The 24,083-nt window shown below is 48.9% G+C and carries 25 protein-coding genes; 7 read left to right on the top strand and 18 right to left on the bottom strand.

Annotation, left to right across the window (positions count from 1 at the left end; genetic code table 11):
- Window positions 1-91 precede the first annotated feature (91 nt).
- On the top strand, window positions 92-715 hold the full coding sequence (lexA, locus tag JG50_RS0113080; RefSeq protein ID WP_033101567.1) for a transcriptional repressor LexA: 624 nt from the start codon (window positions 92-94) through the stop codon (window positions 713-715).
- Window positions 716-1,014: 299 nt separating this feature from the next.
- Here lexA and JG50_RS0113075 read toward each other — a convergent pair whose 3' ends face one another.
- The 4 genes from JG50_RS0113075 to JG50_RS0113060 all read right to left on the bottom strand — a co-directional run bounded on the left by JG50_RS0113075 (window position 1,015) and on the right by JG50_RS0113060 (window position 5,237).
- Window positions 1,015-2,205: a pyridoxal phosphate-dependent aminotransferase gene (locus tag JG50_RS0113075; protein WP_033101566.1), complete on the bottom strand. Its 1,191-nt coding sequence runs from the start codon at window positions 2,203-2,205 to the stop codon at window positions 1,015-1,017.
- Window positions 2,206-2,265: 60 nt separating this feature from the next.
- Window positions 2,266-3,459, bottom strand: coding sequence for an acetate/propionate family kinase (locus JG50_RS0113070; protein ID WP_033101565.1), 1,194 nt, complete (start codon window positions 3,457-3,459; stop codon window positions 2,266-2,268).
- Window positions 3,456-4,352 (bottom strand): 3-hydroxyacyl-CoA dehydrogenase family protein, encoded by an 897-nt coding sequence (locus JG50_RS0113065; protein ID WP_033101564.1) that lies wholly within the window; start codon window positions 4,350-4,352, stop codon window positions 3,456-3,458. Before JG50_RS0113065 ends, JG50_RS0113070 begins: the two co-directional genes overlap by 4 nt.
- A 261-nt stretch (window positions 4,353-4,613) precedes the next feature.
- Window positions 4,614-5,237, bottom strand: coding sequence for a hypothetical protein (locus JG50_RS0113060; RefSeq protein WP_033101563.1), 624 nt, complete (start codon window positions 5,235-5,237; stop codon window positions 4,614-4,616).
- Between the two features lie 173 nt (window positions 5,238-5,410).
- On the opposite strand from JG50_RS0113060, the gene JG50_RS0113055 reads away from it, so the two are divergent.
- Entirely contained in the window at window positions 5,411-5,608 is a 198-nt protein-coding gene (locus JG50_RS0113055) for a hypothetical protein (RefSeq protein WP_033101562.1), read from the top strand.
- A 150-nt stretch (window positions 5,609-5,758) separates the two neighbouring features.
- Here the strand turns inward: JG50_RS0113055 and JG50_RS0113050 are convergent, their stop codons facing one another.
- Window positions 5,759-7,027 carry an amidohydrolase gene (locus JG50_RS0113050; protein WP_152568582.1) on the bottom strand — a complete coding sequence of 423 codons (1,269 nt, stop codon included), beginning with the start codon at window positions 7,025-7,027 and terminating at the stop codon, window positions 5,759-5,761.
- Window positions 7,028-7,124: 97 nt separating this feature from the next.
- Window positions 7,125-8,027, bottom strand: coding sequence for a non-homologous end-joining DNA ligase (gene ligD / locus JG50_RS0113045; RefSeq protein ID WP_033101561.1), 903 nt, complete (start codon window positions 8,025-8,027; stop codon window positions 7,125-7,127).
- A 105-nt stretch (window positions 8,028-8,132) separates the two neighbouring features.
- Between ligD and JG50_RS20155 the strand changes: the two genes are divergently transcribed.
- Both JG50_RS20155 and JG50_RS0113035 read left to right on the top strand, forming a co-directional pair.
- Window positions 8,133-8,276 carry a hypothetical protein gene (locus tag JG50_RS20155; protein WP_160173876.1) on the top strand — a complete coding sequence of 48 codons (144 nt, stop codon included), beginning with the start codon at window positions 8,133-8,135 and terminating at the stop codon, window positions 8,274-8,276.
- Window positions 8,277-8,475: 199 nt separating this feature from the next.
- Complete coding sequence (locus JG50_RS0113035; protein ID WP_033101559.1) at window positions 8,476-9,345, top strand: ROK family protein; 870 nt, start codon at window positions 8,476-8,478, stop codon at window positions 9,343-9,345.
- A gap of 52 nt (window positions 9,346-9,397) precedes the next feature.
- Here JG50_RS0113035 and JG50_RS19740 read toward each other — a convergent pair whose 3' ends face one another.
- On the bottom strand, window positions 9,398-9,652 hold the full coding sequence (locus JG50_RS19740; protein ID WP_152568581.1) for a hypothetical protein: 255 nt from the start codon (window positions 9,650-9,652) through the stop codon (window positions 9,398-9,400).
- A gap of 173 nt (window positions 9,653-9,825) precedes the next feature.
- On the opposite strand from JG50_RS19740, the gene JG50_RS0113030 reads away from it, so the two are divergent.
- The gene (locus JG50_RS0113030; RefSeq protein ID WP_033101558.1) at window positions 9,826-10,434 is read left to right on the top strand and encodes a methyltransferase domain-containing protein; all 609 of its coding nucleotides are present in this window, start codon (window positions 9,826-9,828) and stop codon (window positions 10,432-10,434) included.
- A 138-nt stretch (window positions 10,435-10,572) separates the two neighbouring features.
- Here the strand turns inward: JG50_RS0113030 and JG50_RS0113025 are convergent, their stop codons facing one another.
- Window positions 10,573-11,514, bottom strand: a complete 942-nt coding sequence (locus tag JG50_RS0113025; protein WP_033101557.1) for an ATP-dependent DNA ligase — start codon at window positions 11,512-11,514, stop codon at window positions 10,573-10,575.
- A gap of 74 nt (window positions 11,515-11,588) precedes the next feature.
- Complete coding sequence (locus JG50_RS0113020) at window positions 11,589-13,004, bottom strand: hypothetical protein (RefSeq protein WP_033101556.1); 1,416 nt, start codon at window positions 13,002-13,004, stop codon at window positions 11,589-11,591.
- 234 nt (window positions 13,005-13,238) lie between these two features.
- Here JG50_RS0113020 and JG50_RS0113015 point away from each other — a divergent pair, with 234 nt between their 5' ends.
- A complete protein-coding gene (locus JG50_RS0113015; protein WP_033101555.1) occupies window positions 13,239-14,249 on the top strand; it encodes a sporulation protein in 1,011 nt (336 codons plus the stop codon).
- 91 nt (window positions 14,250-14,340) lie between these two features.
- Here the strand turns inward: JG50_RS0113015 and JG50_RS0113010 are convergent, their stop codons facing one another.
- From JG50_RS0113010 to JG50_RS0112995, 5 genes are all read right to left on the bottom strand, one after another.
- Window positions 14,341-15,570 carry an aminopeptidase gene (locus JG50_RS0113010; RefSeq protein WP_033101554.1) on the bottom strand — a complete coding sequence of 410 codons (1,230 nt, stop codon included), beginning with the start codon at window positions 15,568-15,570 and terminating at the stop codon, window positions 14,341-14,343.
- Between the two features lie 99 nt (window positions 15,571-15,669).
- The gene (locus JG50_RS20515) at window positions 15,670-16,038 is read right to left on the bottom strand and encodes a GntR family transcriptional regulator (protein WP_200880763.1); all 369 of its coding nucleotides are present in this window, start codon (window positions 16,036-16,038) and stop codon (window positions 15,670-15,672) included.
- A gap of 2 nt (window positions 16,039-16,040) precedes the next feature.
- Window positions 16,041-16,403, bottom strand: a complete 363-nt coding sequence (locus JG50_RS20510; RefSeq protein ID WP_200880762.1) for a GntR family transcriptional regulator — start codon at window positions 16,401-16,403, stop codon at window positions 16,041-16,043.
- A 110-nt stretch (window positions 16,404-16,513) separates the two neighbouring features.
- Window positions 16,514-17,689: an N-acetylglucosamine-6-phosphate deacetylase gene (nagA, locus tag JG50_RS0113000; protein ID WP_033101553.1), complete on the bottom strand. Its 1,176-nt coding sequence runs from the start codon at window positions 17,687-17,689 to the stop codon at window positions 16,514-16,516.
- Window positions 17,690-17,862: 173 nt separating this feature from the next.
- A complete protein-coding gene (locus JG50_RS0112995; RefSeq protein WP_033101552.1) occupies window positions 17,863-18,258 on the bottom strand; it encodes a pyrophosphohydrolase domain-containing protein in 396 nt (131 codons plus the stop codon).
- A gap of 106 nt (window positions 18,259-18,364) precedes the next feature.
- Here JG50_RS0112995 and JG50_RS20150 point away from each other — a divergent pair, with 106 nt between their 5' ends.
- A complete protein-coding gene (locus JG50_RS20150; protein ID WP_160173875.1) occupies window positions 18,365-18,526 on the top strand; it encodes a hypothetical protein in 162 nt (53 codons plus the stop codon).
- Between the two features lie 38 nt (window positions 18,527-18,564).
- Here JG50_RS20150 and JG50_RS0112990 read toward each other — a convergent pair whose 3' ends face one another.
- The 4 genes from JG50_RS0112990 to JG50_RS0112975 form a co-directional block, all read right to left on the bottom strand.
- Window positions 18,565-19,248, bottom strand: coding sequence for a ribonucleotide-diphosphate reductase subunit beta (locus JG50_RS0112990; protein WP_232331008.1), 684 nt, complete (start codon window positions 19,246-19,248; stop codon window positions 18,565-18,567).
- 69 nt (window positions 19,249-19,317) lie between these two features.
- Window positions 19,318-20,736 carry a reverse transcriptase/maturase family protein gene (locus JG50_RS0112985; RefSeq protein ID WP_052154301.1) on the bottom strand — a complete coding sequence of 473 codons (1,419 nt, stop codon included), beginning with the start codon at window positions 20,734-20,736 and terminating at the stop codon, window positions 19,318-19,320.
- 555 nt (window positions 20,737-21,291) lie between these two features.
- Window positions 21,292-21,738: a ribonucleotide-diphosphate reductase subunit beta gene (locus JG50_RS0112980; protein ID WP_309485176.1), complete on the bottom strand. Its 447-nt coding sequence runs from the start codon at window positions 21,736-21,738 to the stop codon at window positions 21,292-21,294.
- A gap of 22 nt (window positions 21,739-21,760) precedes the next feature.
- Complete coding sequence (locus JG50_RS0112975; RefSeq protein ID WP_052154300.1) at window positions 21,761-23,971, bottom strand: ribonucleoside-diphosphate reductase subunit alpha; 2,211 nt, start codon at window positions 23,969-23,971, stop codon at window positions 21,761-21,763.
- Between the last annotated feature and the right edge of the window lie 112 nt (window positions 23,972-24,083).

Below are 24,083 nucleotides of genomic sequence, written 5' to 3'. Positions count from 1 at the left end.
CAAATGTTTGTTCTTTTTTCTGTTTTCATGTATACTTAAAATAGAAAAAAGAGGGAACGTGTCTCAGTACATATAGGGGGATGAGAAAACCATGAAAAAACTCTCGCCGCGACAGAAAGCGATCTTGGAATACATACAAAAAGAGGTACTGGAAAAAGGATATCCGCCATCGGTTCGCGAAATCGGGGAAGCGGTGGGGCTGGCTTCAAGCTCAACGGTTCATGGTCACCTGGCCCGCCTGGAAAAAAAGGGGTACATACGCCGGGATCCAACCAAACCACGCGCGATCGAACTTTTAAATCGCCCTGATCTATCCGTTAAAAATCAGGTAGAAACGGTCATGGTTCCCCTGGTGGGGAAAGTGACGGCCGGCGAACCGATTACGGCGATCGAAAACATAGAAGATTACTATCCGCTTCCGTTGCGTCTCGTCGGTCCGGATCAAACCGTCTTTCTGTTATCCGTCCGGGGCGACAGCATGATCAACGCAGGAATCCTCGACGGGGATTATGTCGTCGTCCGTCAGCAGCGAGTAGCAGAAAACGGGGATATCGTGGTCGCCATGACTCCTGACGGAGAAGCGACGGTAAAACGCTTTTTCAAAGAAGCAGACCATATTCGCCTGCAACCGGAAAATGATCGTTTGGAACCGATCCGTCTCCCTGAGGTAACCATTCTGGGAAAAGTGATCAGTTTAATACGCGAAGTGATATAGAGGCACCCCGTTTTTTTCAGAAGGACTCACCCGTACACTCAAAACCCTCACAATCCGGTGAGGGTTTTTTCAACAACCGCCCTATCCTTCAGCTTCGGTAATTATCTTTAAATTCCTTGTTTTTAGAATATATTAAATTCCGTAATTCAGTCTTTTCCGGCCCGGACTGCTGCCACTTTCAAAATGATCGCCGTCACCGTTCAACCCTTCGGCTGAACAGCAGCACCGATCTTTGTCCCAGTCAAATTCACATGAAACGGAAAAGCAGCAACCAATGACCCTGGCTGCTGCTTTTTTGCTCAGCGATTTTCCTTGACGAATCGTTCAATCCGGTCAAGTGCCTGCTCCAATTGCTCCAGTGAAGTGGCATAGGAGATGCGAATGTGATCGCTTGAGCCAAAACCGCCCCCCGGAACAACAGCAACCAGCTCTTTTTCGAGGAGAGCGGCCGCCCATTCCTCCGGTGTGCGGTATTTGCCCGATTGATTCAGCGCTTCCCGAATGTTGATAAAGGCATAAAAAGCGCCATCGGGTTTTTGACAGGAGAATCCCGGGATTTCATTTACCCTTTCAACCACATAATCGCGGCGTTTTTTAAATGCTTTTTTCATCTCTTCGACGGGTTGCTGCGTTCCGGTAAGTGCGGCAATTGCAGCATATTGAGCAATCGAAGTGGGGTTGGAAGTGCTGTGATCAGATAAACCGGACATGGCCTTGATAATCGGCTCCGGCCCGGCAGCAAAACCAATTCGCCATCCGGTCATGGAATAGGTTTTGGATACACCGTTGATGATGACGGTATGTTGATAAAATTCAGGGCCAAGACTGGCCATGCTCACATGATGCTTCTCTTCATCATAAATAAGATGTTCATAGATCTCATCGGACACGATTAAGATCCCGTTTTTCACACAGACTTCCCCGATGGCTCTTAATTCTTCCTCTGAGTAGAGCATACCCGTCGGGTTGGATGGGCTGTTGAGAATCAAGGCCTTGGTTCGCTTCGTAATCGCATTTTGCAATTGTTCGGCCGTAATCTTAAATTGGTTTTCCTCTTTTCCTTCGATTACGACCGGGTTGCCGCCGGCCAGCTTGACTTGCTCCAGATAGCTTACCCAATAAGGCGCTGGTACAACCACTTCATCCCCATCGTCGAGAAGAACTTGAAACAGGTTGTACAAAGCGTGTTTCGCTCCGACCGTCACGATAATCTGACCGGGTGTATACTCCAGCCCGTTATCCTGTTTCAGTTTAGCGATAATCGCTTGTTTCAGCTCCGGAACACCACTGGAAGGCGTATATTTGGTTTTACCGCTGTCCATCGCCTGCTTGGCGGCATCCAGAATATGTTCAGGCGTGTTAAAATCGGGTTCCCCGGCACCGAGCCCAATCACATCGTATCCTTCCTGTTTGAGCGCTTTTGCTTTTGCTGTGATAGCCAGGGTCGGTGATGGTGACAATTGTTGAACTCGTTTCGATAATTTAAACATCGAGCCCCTCCCCCACATTTTCTAGCCATTTCCTTTTTATCTTAACACGCCCCTGCCGGGTTAGACCAGTGCCAGTGTCTCCCGGGCAATCATCAACTCTTCATTGGTCGGGATGACCAGCACTTCCACCTTGGATTTTTCTGTGCTGATGCGTTGAATCTCTTTACTGCGCATCCCGTTTTTATCCCTGTCGAGATCGACGCCGAAGAATGTTAATCCTTCACACACTTTTTCACGAATCTGGGCTGCATTTTCGCCAACCCCGGCCGTGAAGATGATGGCATCAACTCCATCCATTGCTGCCACATAAGCGCCGATCGTCTTTTTGATTTTGTATACGTACATATCAATGGCCAGTCGGGCATTAGCATTTCCGTCGAACATTGCTTCCATCACTTCGCGCATGTCGCTGGAAATGCCGGAAACGCCCAGAAGTCCGCTATGCTTGTTCATCATCGAATTTACTTCACTTAAGGTAAGTTCTTCTTTGGCAATAACAAACGGCACGATGGCCGGGTCAATATCCCCGCAGCGCGTTCCCATCATCAAACCTTCAAGCGGCGTCATCCCCATACTGGTGTCAACCGATTTTCCGCCTTGTACAGCCGTGATGCTGGCACCGTTCCCGATATGGCAGGAGATGATTTTAAGCTCTTCCAGCGGTTTGCCCAAAAATTCGGCAGCGCGCTGGGACACATATTTATGGGACGTGCCGTGAAATCCGTAGCGGCGAACTTTGTATTTATGGTACAAAATCCGCGGCAAGGGATACATATAGGCATAGTCCGGCATCGTTTGGTGAAATGCCGTATCAAATACCGCCACGTGAACAGCGTGCGGCAAGTTGGCTTGTGCCGCATCAATCCCGATCAAGTTCGGGGGATTGTGCAGGGGTGCCAGGTCAAATGTTTCACGAATCGCCCGGCGCACCTCGCTGTCAACCACGACGGAGCGGGCAAAAGTTTCGCCGCCATGAACGACGCGATGGCCGACAGCCGACACTTCGTCGGCGCTTTTGATTACGCCTTCTTTTTCATCCATCAGCAGATCGAGTACTTTTTTCAGCCCCACCCGATGATCGAGGATTTCACTGATAATAACCTTCTTTTCCCTTCCTGCAGGCTCATGTTTGATAATGGCACTTTCCGTCCCGATCTTTTCGACCAGCCCCGATGCCAAAACTGACTCGTCAGTCATATCAAACAATTGGTATTTAATCGATGAACTTCCGCAGTTAATAACGAGAATTTTCATAATGACTGTTCCTCCTTGCGATCCACCCGTTCACCATCTTCATTGTAACGGTAAAACCCTTCGCCGGTTTTTACGCCAAGATGCCCTGCGCGCACCATTTTTTTCAACAAAGGTGCCGGACGATATTTGGTATCCCCGAATTCGCGATAAAGCCGTTCCATCGCCGCGAGAACCGAATCCAATCCGAAATGATCCGCCATCTCCAAGGGGCCCGCTTGAAATTGATAACCGATCTTCATCGCCCGGTCAATATCCTCCGCGGTGGCAACCCCTTCCATCAGTGTATAAAGAGCTTCGTTTATCAACAGGATAATGAGTCGGGTCGTCACAAACCCCGGTGACTCATATACTTCAATTCCCTTGATGTCGAGATCCGAAAGCAATTTGAGTACCGTTTCCACAGTCGTTTGCGAAGTTTTCAAGCCGCGCACCACTTCAACCAATGGAATTTTGGGAACCGGGTGGACAAAATGAAGGCCGATCACCTTGTCCGTGCGGTTTGTAGACGCAGCGATCTCCGTCAAACTGAGCGTAGAAGTATTGCTGGCGATGATGACATCCGGCCGGCATAATTCGTCACAGCGCTTAAATACTTCGATCTTGGTGTTGAGATCTTCATAGACCGATTCGATCACCAAGTCTGCGTCTTTAAGGGCAGAGAAATCAGACGTCACCTTGATTCGGGAAAGGGTTAATTTTTTCTCCGCCGGTGTAATTCCCCATTTGGCCAGCTTTTTATCCAGACTCATCTCTATGTGTTGATAGGCGCTTTTCGCCAATTCGTCTGATTGTTCAATTACGGTGGTTTCAAATCCTTTGGAAGCGATCAGTTCGGCAATCCCCTGGCCCATGGTGCCGCCACCGATGACCGCAATATGTTGAATGTTTGCCACTTCCGTTCAAACTCCTTTCACTCCATTAACCTTGTATATTTTAACAGGTTCTTGATCATATTTCTTTAACATTTTCCGAAAATCTCCTCTTGATTTTACTTCTTTCTTTAATAAAATGTACAAACAATGCTTAAATATAAAGGTAAATCCCGACATCGTCCGCTTGGATCAGGCTGATATTTTATAAAATTTTATGAATTTACAAGTTCGTTGTCATTATTCCGCAATTAAAAACAAAAAAAGGGAACGAATCCGTTCCCTTTAAAACGAATAAGTCAGCACTTGTTCCTGATCAGGATCATATCCTTTGATGGTCAGGGTAATCTTTTTTAATTTCGTCCCATTTTGGGCAAGCAGGAGCCGGTAATTGACCTGCATTTTTTCCGAAAGGGCGAAAAGTGGTGTCTCCTCTTCTAGGTAGAGCCGCTCTTTTAATTTTTCCAACCATTTGTGCTGGTCGATTTCCACATTGAACGCACCGCCATTTACCGGATGATACGATTTGGCGATCTCTTTGATCAACTGCAAATGATCCCGCGGAGAGATGACACCCGCTTGTTTGGCAGTCATTTCCTCTTCTTTCCCGGCAACATGAATCAGGATATGATTTCCTTTTCTCTCCATCTTCAGCTTTTTTTCGCTTTCCTGGATCATCCAGTTCTCACCCTGCTGTTGACCGGTGAACGCCCGAACCTGTCCCGACTGTTTGACGGTGAGGCGATAGGAGTAGGCGGATTCCTTTAATTTGCGGTTAATTGCGCTGATCACCCGTTGATCCTCCCGCTCCTGTACGGCCTGGTGATCCGAACGACCCGTATGATCCAGGTAATCCCCGGAACAAACACCCAGAAAAATAAAAAGAAGCAAAGATAATACCCAGTACATGTACCTTCACTCCCCTTTTCCCATATTTACGTCGCCTCACCGGATTTTAGCACCCAATGATAAAACCAGACTGCGCAACACAGCCTGGTTCAAACCCTCATACGTGAAAAAAGTGTAAATCATATTGGGTACAGCTTAGGTGATACTAAAAGCAACAAGGGAGGTGATGGCAAATGTCAACCTCTTACCTTTACCCGGGGTGGGTACATGAGTTTCTCCAAACTCATTTGAGCGAAGAAGAACTTCGGCAACTTTCTCCCTTTATCCATGCCGAAACATGGGCATCCCCATCTGCCCAAAAACGTTATTGGCTTCAGGAAAACACCGATATTCCCCTTCGCTTTCATTTGGATATTGATATGAAAATATAACCTGCCTTTAGTATGACTTAGAAACTCCTGCCTATTCCTTATACCGTCCCACTGTCGCTGCCATATGTTGGCAGCTTTTTTTCTGCGGGGCAGCCGTTTATGCCAAAAGATGGCTGTTCTCTGTCTGTCGCAGGGCAGGTATGATGATTTTCAGCGGGTCATCGCTTCAAATGACTTCATCGCTTCATGACAAATTTTTTCTTCATCGAGCGTCAATACTTCACGGTTTCGCATGATCGGCCGGCCATCAACGTACATATCGCATACATCTCCCCGCGAGGCCGAATAAACAAGATGCGAGACGATATCGTGGAGCGGCTGCATATGGGGACCGCTTAAATCAATCGTGATAAAATCGGCTTTTTTTCCCGTCTCGAGGGTACCGATCTGCTGATCGAGAAAAAGGGATTCAGCTCCGTAACTGGTTCCCATCCTCAAAGCGGTCAAGGCCGGAACGGCGATCGGGTCCTGATTGGCTCCCTTGTGGATCATCGCAGCCAGGTGAATCTCTTCCAACATATCAAGGTTGTTGTTGCTGGCTGCCCCGTCAGTCGCCAAGCCCGGTCGAATCCCTCTTTCCAGCATTTTCGGGATCGGCGCGATTCCGCTCCCCAGCTTTAAGTTGCTCCCGGGATTGTGGGCTACCTTCACGTTATATTCTGCCAAAATATCGATTTCCTCATCCGTCAAATGCACGGCGTGCGCCACCAATGCCGGCAAATCAAAAAAGCCGAGGCGGCGAAGATGTTCAACCGGGCGCAATCCGTAATCTCTTACGTTTTGCTCCACTTCGGCTCTGGTTTCCGACATATGGGTATGAATGGGTAAATTCAGTTCAGCAGCCTTTTCGACAAACTTTTCAATGTACGACGGCGAACAGGTATAGGGCGAGTGCGGCGCCAACATCGTCGTAATGCGACCATCCGCCTGTCCGTTCCAATCGATGGCAAATTGAACTGTTTCCTGCAGTTTCGCTTCTTGCTCGGCTTCGCTGCACAACCCGATGGCCCCGCGGCACAGGCGTGCACGGATGCCCGATTCCTCCACAACTTTCCCTACCTGATCCATGTGATCATACATATCGAGAAAACAGGTTGTACCCGATTTGATCATTTCCAGAACAGACAATGCCGTCCCGTCGAAGACCTGTTTTGCCGTAAATTTCGCTTCAAGGGGCCAAATTTTCTCCTGAAGCCATGTTTGCAGCGGAAGATCATCCGCATATCCCCGCAGAAGCGACATTGCCGCATGACCGTGCGTATTGATCAATCCCGGCAATATCGCTTTCCCGCTCATATCGATTACTTCATCATACTGTGCAAGTACAGACTCTTCTGGTACGGGACCGAGATAAGAAATCGTATCTCCTTCGATTCCCAGGGCACCGTCCCGGATCACATCTTCCTGACCTTCCACCATCGGCAGTAAAGCTGCATGGATAAAAATGCGTTTCAAAGGAGCTTCCTCCATTCTCTTTCCTTTTACCAGTTAAGCATAACATGAACAAATTCAATCTTCATAGCCTGTGTTGCTCCAAAAAGCGCAAAATTTCATCCAGGCGGTAACGCTCACCACCATAGATCGGGGCAAACAAATCCCCCTTTTCCTCCAGCCGGGAGAAAATCGTATGGAGAGTCCACGTTTTCGGACTTAACTTTTCCGTGACCTCATCCCATTGCAACGGGGTGGACACCGTCGCTTCGGGAACCGCCCTCGGTGAATAGGGAGCGATTAAGGTTTTATTATGCCAGTGTTGCAAGTAATCAAAATAGACTTTGTCCCCGCGCTTCTCCACTCTGCGCTCAATCGTCACCAAAGCCGGATGCTGCTCGGTTAAATAACGGGCGATCATCTCCCCGATTCTTCTCGTTTGTTCATATGTATAAACCGGTTCAATCGGTACGTAGATCTGCAATCCCGTCGCTCCCGATGTTTTCGCAATGCCATCCAGATTCAACTTGTTCAGAACCTGACGTGTCAGCAGTGCCACTTCCACCACTTTGGAAAAGTCAGGGATGGACGGATCAATGTCAAACACCAACTCCGTCGGAAAGGATTCTTCCGCGGCAGTATGAAAAGAGACATGGAACTCCAGGGCGGCAAGATTAGCCAACCAAATCAAGGACGGAACCTGGTTCAGCAGGATATAATCAATCTCACCGGAACGATATGTTTCAATCCAGGAAGGCCGAAAAGACGGGGCGTTTTTTTGAAAAAAAGATTCTCCGCCCACCCCGTCGGGAAAACGAATCGTCGTAAGCAGCCGATTGCGGCAATACTTGAGCAAATAAGGAGCCAGCCGGGCGCACGCCATGATGAAATCCCATTTGCGAATTCTCGCCTGCGGAAACAGCATTTTATCCGGATTGGAAATTTTCAGTTCGACTCCTTCCACTTGCACATATCGTTCGTCTGCCACCGTTTCTTCACACCTTTCGGCTGAAGGAATCACTCTGTTTATTATCTGCCTTCTTAAGAGATCTATCCGTAAAATCCCCTGCGCGGACGTCTTCGCTCCGGCGGCATGCGGACGGGTCTTCCCGGCCCGGGAGTCAGAGGAGTTGGCGGGCGGACAGGTCTGATCGGCCGGATGGGCCGCGGTGGCGTCGGCGGTCTTGTCGGCCGCGGTGGCCTCGGATTCGGCGGGTCTGTTTCCGGGTACGGATAAACAAACGGAACCGCGATGTAATAAACCACCGGAATGATACACCAGCACCAATACATGAGCCTATCTCCCTTTTTCGCAGAGTCATTCAAGTGATCTATTTCAGTTTATTTCGGTTTCGGTTCGCCCGGAACCGCGAAGAAGTTTATAATAGAAAATAAATTCAATATCATCAATATTCTTTATAAGCGAGGGTAACATTATGGTCATCGGGGGAATAGAAGCAGGCGGCACCAAATTTATCTGCGCTGTCGGAGACGAACATGGAAATGTGACGGAACGAATTCAATTCCCCACCACAACACCGGGGGAAACGATGAAGCAAGTGATTGACTTTTTCAAAAAATTCACGTTAAAAGCAATCGGCGTCGGTTCGTTTGGACCGATCGATATCAATCCGGCCAGTCCGACCTATGGTTACATCACAACCTCACCCAAAAAGAAGTGGAGGAATTTTCCGATGGTTCGGACGCTGCAAGAAGCATTGTCCGTTCCTGTCGGTTTTCATACGGACGTGAATGCAGCAGCTCTGGGCGAATCAGCCTTTGGCGCCGCTAAAGGGCTTGACAGCTGTTTGTATATCACCGTGGGAACTGGAATCGGAGCAGGAGCCGTCATATCCGGAAAACTTCTTCAAGGATTTTCACATCCGGAAATGGGCCATCTCTTGCTCAGGCGGCATCCGGATGACCCGTACACCGGGAAGTGCCCGTATCATGCAGACTGTTTTGAAGGTTTGGCTTCCGGACCAGCGATTGAAGAGCGCTGGGGCAAAAAAGGGAGCGAACTCGCGGGCAACCCCGAAGTGTGGGAACTTGAGGCCTACTACATCGCACAGGCACTGATGCATTATATCCTGATTCTGGCACCGCAAAAAATCATTTTAGGCGGAGGCGTGATGAATCAGAAACAGCTCTTTCCTTCCATTTATGCAAAGCTGGAGAAAATGCTGAACCAATATTTATCTTTTCCATCTCCACTGAACCGGTATATTGTTCCTCCGGACTTGGGAGAAGATTCCGGGATTATCGGCTCGCTCTTGCTCGGAAAACAGGCTTGCGGCGCGAATTGACCGGCAACATCCAAAAGCTGGTTCCGTACTGCCGGACACCAGCTTTTGCTGCCTACGTTTCTTTTGCATACACAACAAGCGAAACTTCTTTATTTATTAAGTCTGCTATTTCCTTTTCCAGTTCCGTTATTTTGTTCATCACCTGTCGATGATTCCGGAGATCAGGAATTTCGTATTGCCGGGACTGATCTTCCATCCTTATCCTCCTTTCGTTGTTTGCAATTAAATTATCCCCGGCATTCCCATGAAACATGCGACACAAAGCTTTCAACCGCCTAAGTCTTCCAGACAGACCCGTTTGCTCCATACGCCTCCCACCCCCTTTTCTCGTGACCGGATACCAGTCGGACTGTCATCCATGAATCGGAAAAGTTGAGTCAAGGCTTCACCAATAGATAATGAAAAAAATTGTAATTCAAAATGTTCCCTTGATAAAATAGATTCATTCAAACTGTTTTGAGAGAAGGTGGTTAAGTGGCAATGAAGAGTTACGATGAAGTATACAGCAAGGACGAGTTTTACTGGGGACGCGAACCCAACCAACTCTGCAAACGCGCAGTAGAGTTGGTTACGTCTGAAAATAAAGGAAAAATCATCGATCTTGGCTGTGGAGAAGGGAAGGACATTATCCATTTTGCCCGAAACGGATTTGATACGGTTGGCGTTGATGTTTCCCAACCCGGTTTGCAAAAGGCACAGAAATGGGCTCACCAAGAAGGACTGACAATCAAAACCGTTCAAGCCAATCTTAATGAATTAAACCTGACGGAGATGTTTGATATTGTATATTCAAGCGGAACCCTGACTTATCTGTCTCCGTCTCTTCGGGAAGAAAAATTCAAAAACTATAAGGAACATACCAACATCGGCGGATTAAACGTCTTCAATGTATTTGTTGAAAAGCCGTTTATTGAAACCGCTCCGGACTGGGGAACGGACGAATATTTTTATCGTTCCGGGGATTTGCTCAACTACTATTGGGATTGGGAAATCATTTCATTTGAAGAAATCATCTTCGATTGCAATTCCAGTGGTGTTCCGCACAAACACGCGATGAATATCATGATCGCCAGAAAAGTTCATCCATAACCAGAATGGTCAGTCGGCCTTTTCACGCATTCACAGGCAGTGATTTGGTTCCGTCCAACGCTGCCTCTTTAGGCATGAGGAAGAGCTTGGGCCTGCCAGATTTTTGACTGGATGGTCGCGTTTTCACATTCCGACCGCTTATGGAAGCAGGCATTCGTGAGGCGGAACATCAACAAAAGCCTGAATGCTTGGTTGTCTTAAGGTATGGCCAACGCTCCATTCCGCAAAATTCACTTTCACCGTGATTTCAGGTTTCAGCCAGATGGTTTCTTTCCATCTTGACGGTTTGTTTGCAAATGGCATGGTTGAGATAATAAGCGGCTTGATCCCCCGGGTTAGTTCAAGCCAGTCCTTCCGGGTTAAACGTCCCGTACCGGCGTGACCAATATACCATAACCGGCCGTCACGATCGAAAAGACCGAGCAAAAGTGAATTCACAATCGTATCTCTTAGTGTGACACCGCCCACCACAGCGATTAAGTCTCTGTAAAATTTTTTCTTGCGCCAGCGCGGGTCTTTTCCGTTGATCAAATATGTACTGGAAAGGTCCTTGATTACGATTCCTTCCATCTCATGTTCTTTTATCACCTGAAACAGCGCTTCCGCATCTTCGTGTGAAGTGACCAGTTGCACATGCTCCCCGGGAACGATAATCCTAGAGAGTATCTCACTTCTCTCCAGCAAACTGCGCTCAGTCAGCCATTGGCCATCGCAGTAAATCACGTCAAAGATCATGTAGCAGATCGGCACATCTTTCCGCACCTGTTTAACCCGTTCCAGACGCCGAACTCCATCACGGCGCATCACTTCGTGAAACGATGGTTTTCCATCAGAACCCAACGAAATGATTTCACCATCCAAAATTACGGATTTTGCCTTACAGTACGTTTGAATCGGAAGTAACTCCGGATAATGAAAAGTACGCTCGTTTTTTTTGCGGTTGTAGAGTTTCACCTGATTCCCGTCCCAATAGGTTAAAACCCTTACACCATCCCATTTCACTTGGGCAACCCAGTTATCCTCATCCGGAATGATGTCAGTGCTCGTTGGCTCAAATGGAATGATCGGTGTCAGCGGCATCCTGAAAACCCCTCTTCGATGACTCCTGTTTGCTACAGTTTACCCCACTTCCGCACATGAAATGTTAAAGATGTCTACCACAGGAAAACGGCGACCAGAGTGGAAACGACTAATCCCATGATGACGGGGATGGCGTTTTTCCGGGCCAACTCCATGACGGGAACACCTGCAAAACCGGCGACCGCCACAAGCGATGACCAGGCGATCAGAGTCCCTCCTCCCGTCCAAACCGACCCCATCTGCCCAATGGCAGCCAGCGTGGACGGGTCAAATCCGGAAGAACTTGCCAAAGCTCCGGACAAGGCTCCGGTTAAAGGCAATCCGGAAAAACCCGATCCTTCCAGCCCGGTTACCATGCCGACCAGTAAAATACCGAAAGAGGTCACGATGCGATTGGCCGGAATAAAGGCTTGCATCGTTTTGACAATGTCAAACAGAAAGGCGGGGGCACCTTTATGCACAGAGAGGATGGCTCCGGCAAAATCCCCATTGCCAAGGAAGAAGAATCCGGCGATTGGAACAACAGGCCCCATCGCTTTAAAGGAGAACAAAAATCCCTCCACGATATGCTCGCTGATCCGTTCCAAAGCTCGAAACCGGCCATGAACAAAAGTAGCCATAATCAACAGGACGGCAGCCACACCCCCGATAAAGGCGGCTCCGTTCGCTCCTTCCAGCCTGCCGTGACCGTGGATTTTGGTGTAAACCATATACAGCATTACCCCAAGCAAGGAGAACGGAACCAATACGGCGAAGACTCTTCCCCACTTCTCTTCTGCTCCGCTGCACCGGGATATATCTTCTTCCGCCGACATGACCGCCATCTGGTTCAAGGCGTCATCCTCGTACAAATCCGGATTTCTCACTTTCCTGAACAGGTACAAATACGCGGAACCACTGGCAATCACCCCCGTGACCAGCGACAGGATCAGAGCTTTGTCCGCTACCGCCGCCGTATTGATTCCGGCTGACTTGGCACTCAGCATCGGCGCCACTTGCATGACATAATCAGATGAGAGAGCCATTCCCTGTCCGGCCACAGCGACGGCCATCGCCGCCCCCATCGCCGGAAGACCGGCCCGGACCGCAGGCGGGATCAACAGGGCACCGATCAGCGGCACGGCTGGTGTAGGCCAGAAAAAAAGGGAAATGACATAAGTAATTACGACAAGAATAAAAAAAGAAACGTGTCCGTTAACCATGAGTCGTTGAATCGGTGCGATCATCTGCCGGTCAGCCCCCAAATCCTTCAAGGCCCGCAGCAGGGCCACCATAAAGGTAATAATCAGGAAAATGCTGAACAGCTCATTGGCGGCTACCAGGTTGGCATTAAAAATCGCCTGCAATCCGTCTACAAAACTCCCCTTGTACACCCAGGCAACCAAAAGGGTGCCAACCAGGGAGAGCAAAACGACCCCGCGGCGAAAAAGCACAGCGAGAATCACCAGCAGAGTAAACGCACCATAAAGCCAATGGGCAGGAGTCAGCATTGATTCCGGCCTCCTTTACCTATCCGCTGTTTTTCGTCCCATGCAACTTTTATGCATATTCAATTCCTGTTAATAATGTAATCATTTCATCTATAATAAATTACATTTCTATTCTGTCATCTAAAATCCATTGTTAACAAATTGCACACAAAACTGAAAAAAACAGGTTTCAATTTTCCGATATAGTGAAATTAAAGGGAAGATCGTTTTGTCAGTTGAAAGGAGAAGCATTGAATGTTTAAAGATTTCATGGCGAGACTTGGTCATGGAGCCGCAAAAGTGGATCTGATTCTGGAACAAAACCGATTTGCTCCCGGTGATCCCGTTGCGGGAAAAGTGTTGATCAAAGGTGGAAGTGTGGAGCAACGCATCAATAAAATCGATGTCCGTTTCATGCTCAGTATCTATGCAAAAGGACACGTGCACACGCATCCGGTCGCATCCGTGCCTTTTTACCAGTCGTTCGTCATCCGGCCCGGCGAACAAAAGGAACTTCCTTTTCATTTTCAGTTGCCGGGAAACCTGCTGGTTACCGGACAATCGGTTTCTTACTACTTTGATACACAACTCGATCTTGCCGGTGCCGTCGATCAATCCGACCGGGACTATATCGAGATCGTTCCGCCGGTTCCGCTCAGCAATATCCTGGCAGCCCTGAGCCGTCTCGGTTTCCGGGAAACACATCATTCACGCAAGTTTAACGGATATGTGCAAGAATTTGAACTGGTTCCGACGGAATTGTTCCGCGAGCAGGTAAAAGAAGTGGAATTTGCAGCGGCAATTGAGCCAAACGGGGTTCGCTTACTGCTCGAAGTGGAGTATTATTCATTCGGACATCATCATGAGGTAAAACGGGAAGTATTCATCCCGCAGGATCAAATTTCGGATCCGGATGCACTGATGATGCTTTGGCAAAATCTGATCACCGAATCGATGTCAACTCCCCATTACGGACATGGTCACTACCATATCCCTCATTCCTATCACCATGGTCAAAGTCATTACGGGCATGGTCATTACGGGCATAGTCACCATCACCACTCCCATTTGTCTGGAATGACAGGGGCGATCGGCGGTTTTGCAGCGGGGCTGATCGGAGGCGTTCTGCTTGATGAACTGCTGGACGGAGATGATAATCAGAATCACGATGCCGGTCTGTTCGGCAACAATGACAACGGCGGATTTTTTGACGATGGGGATGATGGGGGATTTTTTGGCGGCGGTGACGACGATAACTGGGTTTAATTGATAAAACCAGCAAAATTGCCGGCGATCGTTCCCGGATTGGCCACGGGAGCGATCGCCGGACATTTTTATCGGGGCAAATGAAACTGACTCAGATTACCCAATCTCCGTTGCGGAAAATGGGGATCGTTTTTCCCTCCCAATTCTCGCCGTCAATATCCAGTTCGGATGAACCGATCATAAAATCGACATGAACCATACTTTGATTAATGCCCCGCTCGGCCAGCTCCTCTCTTGTCAATCCGGTTCCCCCCCTCAGGCAGAACGGCAGAGCAAAGCCCAAAGCCAGATGGCACGAAGCATTTTCATCAAACAAGGTCTGGTGGAAAATCGCACCCAATTGCGAAATGGGAGATGTATGGGGAACCAGTGCCACTTCACCGAGATAAGCGGCCCCTTCATCCAACCCGACCAGCGATTTTAACAGCTCTTCACCTGTTTCCGCCCTTACTTCGGTCACTTTTCCCTCCCTGAAGGTCAAGGAGAAGCGATCGATCATTTGCCCGTTATAGCTCAGCGGCCGTGTGCTGCTCACCACCCCGTTGACTCCGGTCTTCAACGGAACGGTAAACACCTCTTCAGTGGGCAAGTTGGGGACAAACAACACGCCCTGTTCATTCTGCTGGCCCGCTCCCACCCAGAGATGGTCTTTTGGCAATTCGATCGTCAGCGCGGTACCCGGCGCACGATAAGAAAGTTTTTTCAGGCGAAGGTTATTCAACAACTGCACCCGATCCTCGATCTTTTTCAGATGTTCCTGCCAGCGCTCCACCGGATCAGTCGCATCCAGCCGCGTCGCCTTTTCAATGCATTCCCATAACTTTTGCATCGCTTCTTCTTCAGGCAGATGCGGGAAGACTTTTTTAGCCCACTCTGTCGTGGGATAAGCGACAATCAACCAGCTGATCTTATTTTGCCGAATCAGTTCCCGGGCAAAATGCATCGCTTCATTGTTCGCCCTGCTGACCGCGGTAATTCGTTTGGTTTCAACCCCGTGGAAGTAATCAGGCTTGGGGGAATGGATTGTCAACATCGCGGCTCCATTTTCCAGATCCTTGCGGAGATCTTCCAGTTTGCCCTTCCTGATGTTGGAGAGCGACTCCTCCGGTGCATGCAACAGGCGGATGCGGTTTACTTCATCGTCAAACCAGTCAACGACAACATTTTTTGCTCCATCATTATAAGCGACTTCCGTGATCTTTCGTACGAAAGGAGCGGCTTCCAGCGCAGCTGAAATGTACAAGGTCTGCCCTTTTTGAATGTTTACCCCAATCCGGACTGCCAGTTCCGCGTATTTTTCCAATTTGTCATATTCCAACATCCGGCCTCACTCTTTCATTTTTATTCATAATAATTAAATCTAATCAAATAATTCATCCATATGCAAATAAAAAATTTCAACCGTCCACCCGAACCAATTTTAAGGCTGCAACACAATCTCGTATTTGTACCGGTCCGTACGATAAATGCACTTCGTAAACTCCATGATTTCCCCTTTTTCCAGATAGGTGGTTCTGCTGAACAGGATGGCCAGCGAATGATTGGGAACACCCAGGAGTTTGCTTTCATAATCATTCAGGCTGATCGGCTCAATCGTTTGCCGGGCATAGGCGGGATGGTATTGGTATTGATTTTTTAAAACCGTATACAATGATTCGCCTTCTAGCTTTTCCCGGGTAAGACCGGGAACTTTGTCATGGTTGAGCCAGACTGTTTCCAGCGCGTACGGCAACTCATCCACATAGCGAAGCCGCTTGATTTCCACCACTTTTGACTGATCGGGCAGCATTTTTAAATTTTTTTCAATTGCAGAGTCGCTTCGACAATGGAAAATGACAAAATTTCCGAACGCACGGAAAAACCTTGTTCTTCCATCTCTTCGGTAAAACTTCGCAGGCGGGTGAGCAGATGCTTGGGCTTTGGCTCGGCCACGAATGTTCCCTTTCCCTGCTCCCGGAACAACACGCCTTCATTCACCAGAGCCATCACCGCTTTGCGCGCAGTCATCCGGCTGATTCCATGAACTTCGCACAATTCACGCTCGGGCGGGACTGCATCTCCAGGTTTTAATTCCTCATTTTCGATCATTTCCTGCAAGATCTCTTTCAGTTGGTAGTATAGGGGAACTGGACTTTTTTTGGATACCTTTTTCATCGTTCAACTTGATTTCCTTTCCCTTGGAATTTTTCCGCAAAGAGCCTGATTCCGGGGCGGGATTGTCCGCAGCGCCGAAGGCTGTACCCGGAAAGCAGGTACAACCTTTCTTATCTTTGGTATGCCAGTACACCCCGGCAAAAAGTCATAAAGATCTCAAGCTGGTCATCAAGCACGGCGATATCAGCGTCTTTTCCCGGAGCGAGTGCGCCCTTGCGATTGGCAAATCCCAATTCCTGCACCGCATTTAACGATGTCATTTCAACCAGTTGCTCCATTGAGCAACCTGCAAACCGCTCCATATTGGCCAAAGCGTCTTTCATCTTCAAAATGCTTCCCGCCAACGTTCCGTCTACGAGCCTTGCATCTCGTTCGCTCACGATCACTTCCTGACCGCCGAGGTCATAAACTCCCCGTTTGAGGCATTTGGCTCTCATCGCATCCGTGATCAGGATAATCCTCCCGCTGCCGATCTGGTTATAGGCAACACGCACGCTGTGAGGATTGATGTGAATCCCGTCAGCAATGATTTCCACATTGAGTTCATCGCGCAAAAAGGCCGCTCCGGCCACCCCCGGCTCACGGTGATGAAAGCCGCGCATCCCGTTGAACAGATGCGTCACATGGCTCGCTCCGTTCCCAATCGCTTCGACCACTTCATCATAGGTGGCGTCCGAATGGCCAATCGAAGCGATGACTCCTGTTTCCTTCAGATAGCGGACCAACTCCGGCCCGCCCGGCTGCTCGGGTGCAAGTGTCACCAATTTAATATGCCCCCGCGCCAGCTCCTGCCAGCGGCGAAAGAGATCCACATCCGGAGGAACGATGTATTCCGGAGGTTGCGCTCCCGCGCGTTTCACATTGATAAATGGCCCTTCCAGATGGATCCCAATGCATTCAGCCTGCCCCGCAACTTGATGATTTTCAATGAAGTCGGCGGCATTGACCAACGCTTTCTCAATTTTTTCGTGCGATTGCGTGATCGTAGTGGCCAAAAAACTCGTCGTCCCCTCCTTCGGCAGATTTTCGGCCATCGTTTTTAAGGCTTCCGGCGTTGCATCCATCGTATCCGCTCCGGCTACTCCGTGAATATGGACGTCCACCATGCCCGGAATCACCTTTTTTCCGCTGAGATCAATCACCTCACCGGCCTCAATGCCTGAAAGTTGTTCCATCGACCCGAGCGCAGCGATTTTCCCATTCTCAATAAATACATAGCCCGGATCAACCGTACCATTTGCTGTGCAGATCTGTGCGTTGGTCAATAAAACTGACGGCTTATTCATATTTGTTGCGCCCCTTTTTGCAAAATTTCTCCATTGTATTTAGTTTAGCATTCCTATTTATAATGGTCTATACCAATCCTCGATTAAGAACTGAGCACGGATTCCTTTGCGATGTTGAATCACTGCCCGAAAAAAAAGAGGCGTAAAACGCCTCTCCCATCCGTGAAAAAATATTATTCATGCGTATCAGTTTGCCGATTAATTTCCTCTCTGAGAAGCGGCCCGGGATCCTGCCAAGAAGAAGGCTTGATCACTTTTCCGTCAGACTCCCGGTACCGGGGTTTTCCGTCTTCCCAGAGTTTATCCATATTGGCCGTGTGGACAATATCAAACAGGGCTTGCGGGCGAACTCCCATTTCAACCAAAGTTCCCAAGGCCAGATAAATCGTGTCGATCATCGCATCCGCTTGCTCTTCAATCGTCCTTGCCTGTTTGAATTCCCCGATTTCTTCCTCCATCCATTTCGCCCGCTTTTGCACCCGCTCCATCGCCAGTTTTTCGGGTTTTTCCTTATGGGGAACCCCAAAGCAGCGATGAAACTCTTTTACTTTTTCCCAAGCCTGATCCATCAACTTTCCCCCGTTCGCATTAGCAAAATGATTAAAAAGTCCGGGCCCATTTTTGGGGTAGTACTAGCTTAATTTGAATATTTTTCAACTGTAGGAGGTGAAAAATATGCCAGTCTTACTTTTTTCGATCGCGCTCGTTCTCATTCTTGTTCATGCAGTCGTCACAGCTATTCAAATCCTGCAAGCACCGAAACAAAACTGGTTTGAATTTGTCTACCAACTTGCAATTGCCGTTGCCGCCCTCTGGTTTCTGTTACAACAGTTATAGCGATTAAAACACCTCCCCGATTCAGGGAGGTGTTTTGATTAAAGATCGCCAAAATCGAGTGTGCTCGCTTTGGTGTAATTGGTCACTTTCTGTTCAAAGAAATCCGTTTTCGTCGCATTCAGGTTGGAGAAACTCTCAACCCATTTCATCGGATGCGTCGTAATCTCCGGATACAAAATATCAAAGCCGAGACGGGTCATGCGTTCATTGGCCAAATATTTGATATAGCGGTCGATAATATCATTGGTCAGTCCTTGAATGTTGTTGTTGGTGATATATTGACCCCAGCGAATCTCATGTTCAACCGCCGTACGGGCCATTTCCCGCAATTCCTCGATAAATTCCGGTGTGAAGAGATCGGGATTTTCCCGGCGCAATTCCTTGATCATGTTTTGGAACAAGACCACATGGGTTAATTCATCACGCTGAATATATTTGATCAGTGTCGCGGTTGCCGTCATTTTTCCCTGCCGCGCCAAAGCGTAGAAAAAGGAGAATCCGCTGTAAAAGTAAAGCGACTCCAGCAAGAAGTTGGCCATGCAGGTTCGGACATAGTTTTCATCATTTCTGTCATCGACAAACCGCTGGTACAAATCGGCGATAAACCGATTCCGGCGGAGCAGATGCTCATCGTTGCGGTAGGGTAAGAACCCGGCGCCTTGCCGCCTTGCAGCGGGAGGTTTCCAAGAACTCCCCTCCGAACCGGACGTACATGTCTCCATGTATCCGGCTCTCCACTTATCCGAATCCAGCCTCCGTAAAATCATCTTTCCAAGTCAAGAGATGAATGTTTACTTATTGATGTACTTTGCAGCCTTCGGGAGGTAATCCACCCTGTTGTCTTCCGACGGATCAGCTTGCCTGGCAAAACCTTCATGGTACAACGTTCGCGTTCTTATTCCGTTTCCCGTTTCGCAGGTAACCGTAAAGACCTTGTTCACTTCGTATTTTTTGATGATCTTCCTGGTCGTCGTCCGGTATTTGCCGGCTAAGGTTTTGTACAGGCTGTACTTCATGATGTGGTAATACTTGTTGAGTACACTCACATTTGACGCCAATCGGTAGTAATGGTAGAGTCCCCTGATCTCTGCATTGTACGTGTCGAGAATCGCACAATCATCAAGCCTGATGAGAGATGATCTGTGTTTTGATTTCCATTTTCCGTTTTTTGCAATTTCAAGCGAACCGCTCTCAAGGAGTTTCTTCTTCCATACTTCATGCGGTACATAAAGTTTGCATTTTAACGGGCTGCCCGATGAACCGCCCCCTGAACCGGCCGGCCCCTTGTGTTTCCTTGATACGCGAATATCATATCCGAGGAACCTTGCCGGCTTTTCCGAGTGGGTGATCTTCATCTCCTCCCCGGAGAGTTGGAGATTCAGCTTTTCTTTTAGAAACTCCGCCAGCTCCTCTTTCACTCCCTTGGCATCATCTTTGCTTCCGATGATCCCGATCAGAAAATCACCCGCATACCTTACATAGTAAAGCCTTTTGTATCTTGAGTCCGGAATGTTCCTGTCGTCTTGGGTAAAATTTTCTTTCAACTTGTCGATGTATTGATCCAGTTCATTCAGATATATATTCGATAAAACAGGACTAATAATGCCGCCTTGCGGAGTACCGCTGTATGTACGATGGTACTTCCAATCATTCAGGTACCCTGCCCTCAGAAATTTCCGGATCAGCCGGAGGAACTTTTCATCATCGATTCTGTTTCCGAGGATGTTGACCAGAACATGGTGATCCATCTGTCCAAAAAAACGCTTGATATCTCCTTCGACAAACCATTTTACCCAAGTAAAGGTCTTCCGGACTTCCGTTAACGCCGTGTGGCAGCTCCTTCGTGGACGAAAGCCGTGCGAGTGATCAGAGAATGACCGGTCGTAGATCGCTTCCAGCATCATCCTCAGGATTTCCTGAACGAGTTTATCGGTCAATGACGGAACTCCAAGAGGCCGTTTCGTTCCGTTGGCCCCAGGAGAGGAAACACTGTTCACCGGATTGGGTTGATAGCTTTCGTCCTTCATACTCTCGATTAAACAATCAATCCGCTCCAAGCTCCGATCATCGGGCGGATGCCCCTTGATTCTCTTGTACGCCAGAAGAAAAAACTCCTTGTTATACAGGTTACGGTACAATCTGCGGTATTTGTACCCGTCATGCTGCGCTTTGGAGGCCAGACTGTTTAATACGTTCTCAGGATTTCTCACAGAGCCTCGCGCTCCTTCCCTCGCTGTATTAAACAAGATAAGCTGTTCCCCTTCGCCATGCAGCAGGCTTTCCCTGCCTCGGACTACTACGGGAACTCCGTCACCCTGGCGGATATTCAGGCTCGATCAGCCATAGCCTGCAGGAGGCATTCCGCTTTAGGTGATCCCCGTTTAACGAATCTGGAGACTTGACATGATACGGTGTCGGATGTGACGTTCGTCCTTTTCTTCTGATTGAAGATGCGGAGTCTTGGGACGCTCCGGAGATTGGCGAATGGCACTCCCATCTCCCATAAGACTCGGCAACGTACCAACTGCCTTTCGTCACCGGCTACGATTCGCCCGCTCAGACTGTCATTCAAGCAGTTTAGCCTTCATCCTCGTCCGTATCCTTTCACCTCGCCACTCAGTCGTGATCCGGCAGTTGACCAACTTGTGGCTTTCCGAACATGCTGCACTCCCCCTCCGGTTTCCCTTCGGGATCAGTTCGTCGGTGATAGGCTTTGCCAGCGTCCTTCGCCTACTGCCTTGTCAGGGCAGATTCCCCAGATCCTCTTACGGGCGCACCCATTCATCGTAAATGTTTTCGCGCGTTTCCGGAGAGCAGACACTGTCAAGGATATAGCTGTAGGATTGCGCATGAATTTCCTCTTGAAACGCCTGGATATTCAGCAGTGAGCAAACCTCCGGGGCCGTTGTGTATTCATTGATATTCGGCAGGTTTTCTCCCTGAATCGAATCCAGAAAGTTAAGGAAAGAAATCGTCTTGTCAAATGCGCGGCGCTCTTCCGGCGACAGCTCCATAAACTGTTTCGCATCGCCGGCCAGCGGAATCTCTTCCGGAATCCAAAAGTTGTTCAACATGGCCCGGTAAAGTTTATGCGCCCAATCGTATTTGATCCGGTTCCACTCGCGCAGATTGGTTGTATTCCCGTTGATCAGGCGCTGGGTTCCGCGCTGTCCGTGTTCGTTAAAAATCTTTTTCCGCTTTAATTCTGCCACTTTTCATCACCTTTCCGACTGATTAGGAAGAACAGCTGACGCACTCTTCCACTTCAAGCGACTGATTGCGAATATAATAGATGGTTTTTAATCCGTTTTCCCAAGCCGCCAGATAGAGATCCAGGAATTCCCTGGCCGTTGTATTCGGCGTAATGTAGAGGTTGAACGATTGCGACTGATCAATGTGCCGCTGGCGCTTCCCGGCAGCACGGATGCTCCAATGCTGGTCGATCAGGTGCGCCTCCTTGTAATACCAGGTTGTCTCCGGCGAAAGATTCGGCGCCGTCTGCGGAATGACAGCTCCCCGCTTCTCCTCGACAAAGAATTTGGCGTACACCGGATCAATCCCCGCGGTCGAACCGGCGATGAGGGAGGTGGAACCGGTCGGAGCCACGGCAAACACCCAAGCATTTCGCAAGCCGTATTTTTTCACGTCTTCTTTCAATCTCTGCCAGCGTTCGCTCGTATAGCCGCGTTGCTCGAAATATTCGCCGGATTCCCATTCACTTCCCGCGAACAGCGGATAAGCACCTTTTTCCTTGGCGATTTCCATCGAGGCGCGAATCGCCTGATAAGCCAGTTCCTCAAATAAACGGTCAGCTTCTTCCACATGCTCTTCCGATTCCCAGGCGATTTTCCGTTCGGCCAGGTACTGGTGATACCCGCTTGTTCCCAGGCCGACGGCACGATACTTCTTGTTGGTGACCTCCGCCTGCTTCACCGGATACATGTTCAGGTCGATCACATTGTCCAGCATGCGCATTTGCACGGAAACAACGCGCTCAATATCATCCATCGTTTTGACCCGTCCCAGATTGATCGAAGACAGGTTGCAAACGACGAAATCCCCCGGCTTTTGCCTGGTCACGATGACGCCGTCTTCCAGCTCTTCACTGATCAATTCCGTGGGCGACATGTTCTGGCAGATCTCGGTACACAGATTGGAAGAATAGATCATGCCTTTGTGTTTGTTGGGGTTTGCCCGGTTTACCGTATCCCGGAAGAACATGAACGGGGTTCCGGTTTCAAATGCGCTGACCATCATCCGCTTCATGATCTCGATGGCCGGGATCTCCGTTTTGTTCAGTTCCGGATGGTTGACGCATTCCAGATAGCGGCGTTCAAACTCTTCGCCCCAGTAATCTTCGATGGAATAACCCATCACTTCCCGCACCTCATGCGGATCGAACAGATACCACATTCCCCGCTCTTTCACGCGTTTCATAAAAATGTCCGGAATGCAGACCCCGGGGAAAATATCATGTGCCTTGAGCCGGTCATCCCCGTTATTTGTTTTCAGGTTGAGAAAATCCAAAATGTCGGCATGCCATACATCCAGATAAATGGCAAAGGCACCGCGGCGAACTCCCAACTGATCAACCGCGACCGCTGTGTTATTATAGTTGCGGATCCATGGGATCACACCTCCGGAAGCTCCTTTATGGCCACGAATCTTCGAGCCTTTGGAGCGCACTTTTCCAAGGTAGATGCCCACGCCGCCTCCGTGCTTCGACACTTGCGCCGTGGCCGAGTTGGTATTGTAGATCGACCAAAGCGAATCATCCACGGTGTCGATAAAGCAGGAGGACAACTGGTGAAGCGGCTTTCCGGCATTGCTCAATGTCGGGGTTGCCACCGTCATTTCCAGCTTGGACAACACATCATAAAATTTCTTCGCCCAGCCAAGCCTGTCTTCTTCTTTTTGCGCCAGGTGCATGGCGATGATCATGAAGCGCTCTTGCGGCAACTCCATGACCTTGCCATCGTAATCCCGGACGATGTAGCGATCAGACAACACTTTGAGACCGATGTAGTTAAAAAGATAATCCCGTTCCGGAATCAGATAAGCTCCCAACTCATCGATCTCACTTTTGCTGTAATGTTGCAATAGATATTTTCCATACAACCCTTTTTCCGTAAGCGTATGTATGAGCACATACAAATCCCCGTATTTCCGGTCAGCGTCGTAATTGCGGTTCTCTGCCGCTTTTTTGTACAGGTAATGAGCGAGCAGATGCGACGCAACAAATTGCCAATCCGGCTCTTCGACGCTGGTCTTTTCAACAGCAGCCTGGATAAAGGTTTGCAACATTTCATCCTCTGACATGTTTTCTCTCATCTGGGCCGCTGCATCCCCAAGCCATTCATTTTTGTCCAGGTGGGGAAAACGACCGCAGATGTCATCGATTAATGCCCCATAGGGTGCCATTTTCTCTGGCAGTACACTTAACATCTTATCACGTCCGTTCTCAATATATAGTTGCTTTTGTAGTATAGCTAATACAACATATTGTGCCAAATACAAAAAAAAGGGCTATGGGCAGATTCAGCTATTCAAGAGGAGG

Origin of the sequence: Thermoactinomyces daqus (genome assembly GCF_000763315.1) — a bacterium.
Classification (GTDB): Bacteria; Bacillota; Bacilli; order Thermoactinomycetales; family Thermoactinomycetaceae; genus Thermoactinomyces_A; species Thermoactinomyces_A daqus.
This window is presented reverse-complemented; position numbering and strand designations above follow the sequence as displayed.

Coding starts and splice junctions, on each gene's coding strand:
- JG50_RS0113020 (WP_033101556.1), bottom strand. CDS start 13,004: ATGCTGACTCCTGCCCATTGGCTTTATGGTGCGTTTACTCTGCTGGTG.
- JG50_RS0113010 (WP_033101554.1), bottom strand. CDS start 15,570: ATGTTGGAATATGACAAATTGGAAAAATACGCGGAACTGGCAGTCCGG.
- JG50_RS0113050 (WP_152568582.1), bottom strand. CDS start 7,027: ATGGTGGAAGGTCAGGAAGATGTGATCCGGGACGGTGCCCTGGGAATC.
- JG50_RS0113025 (WP_033101557.1), bottom strand. CDS start 11,514: ATGCCGCTGACACCGATCATTCCATTTGAGCCAACGAGCACTGACATC.
- JG50_RS0113060 (WP_033101563.1), bottom strand. CDS start 5,237: ATGTACTGGGTATTATCTTTGCTTCTTTTTATTTTTCTGGGTGTTTGT.
- lexA (WP_033101567.1), top strand. CDS start 92: ATGAAAAAACTCTCGCCGCGACAGAAAGCGATCTTGGAATACATACAA.
- JG50_RS0112975 (WP_052154300.1), bottom strand. CDS start 23,971: ATGTTAAGTGTACTGCCAGAGAAAATGGCACCCTATGGGGCATTAATC.
- JG50_RS0113035 (WP_033101559.1), top strand. CDS start 8,476: ATGGTCATCGGGGGAATAGAAGCAGGCGGCACCAAATTTATCTGCGCT.
- JG50_RS20155 (WP_160173876.1), top strand. CDS start 8,133: ATGCGGACGGGTCTTCCCGGCCCGGGAGTCAGAGGAGTTGGCGGGCGG.
- JG50_RS0113015 (WP_033101555.1), top strand. CDS start 13,239: ATGTTTAAAGATTTCATGGCGAGACTTGGTCATGGAGCCGCAAAAGTG.
- JG50_RS20515 (WP_200880763.1), bottom strand. CDS start 16,038: ATGCTGCCCGATCAGTCAAAAGTGGTGGAAATCAAGCGGCTTCGCTAT.
- JG50_RS19740 (WP_152568581.1), bottom strand. CDS start 9,652: ATGGAGCAAACGGGTCTGTCTGGAAGACTTAGGCGGTTGAAAGCTTTG.
- JG50_RS0112990 (WP_232331008.1), bottom strand. CDS start 19,248: ATGGAGACATGTACGTCCGGTTCGGAGGGGAGTTCTTGGAAACCTCCC.
- JG50_RS20150 (WP_160173875.1), top strand. CDS start 18,365: ATGCCAGTCTTACTTTTTTCGATCGCGCTCGTTCTCATTCTTGTTCAT.
- JG50_RS0113070 (WP_033101565.1), bottom strand. CDS start 3,459: ATGAAAATTCTCGTTATTAACTGCGGAAGTTCATCGATTAAATACCAA.
- JG50_RS0113075 (WP_033101566.1), bottom strand. CDS start 2,205: ATGTTTAAATTATCGAAACGAGTTCAACAATTGTCACCATCACCGACC.
- JG50_RS0113055 (WP_033101562.1), top strand. CDS start 5,411: ATGTCAACCTCTTACCTTTACCCGGGGTGGGTACATGAGTTTCTCCAA.
- nagA (WP_033101553.1), bottom strand. CDS start 17,689: ATGAATAAGCCGTCAGTTTTATTGACCAACGCACAGATCTGCACAGCA.
- JG50_RS20510 (WP_200880762.1), bottom strand. CDS start 16,403: ATGAAAAAGGTATCCAAAAAAAGTCCAGTTCCCCTATACTACCAACTG.
- JG50_RS0112995 (WP_033101552.1), bottom strand. CDS start 18,258: ATGGATCAGGCTTGGGAAAAAGTAAAAGAGTTTCATCGCTGCTTTGGG.
- JG50_RS0113030 (WP_033101558.1), top strand. CDS start 9,826: ATGAAGAGTTACGATGAAGTATACAGCAAGGACGAGTTTTACTGGGGA.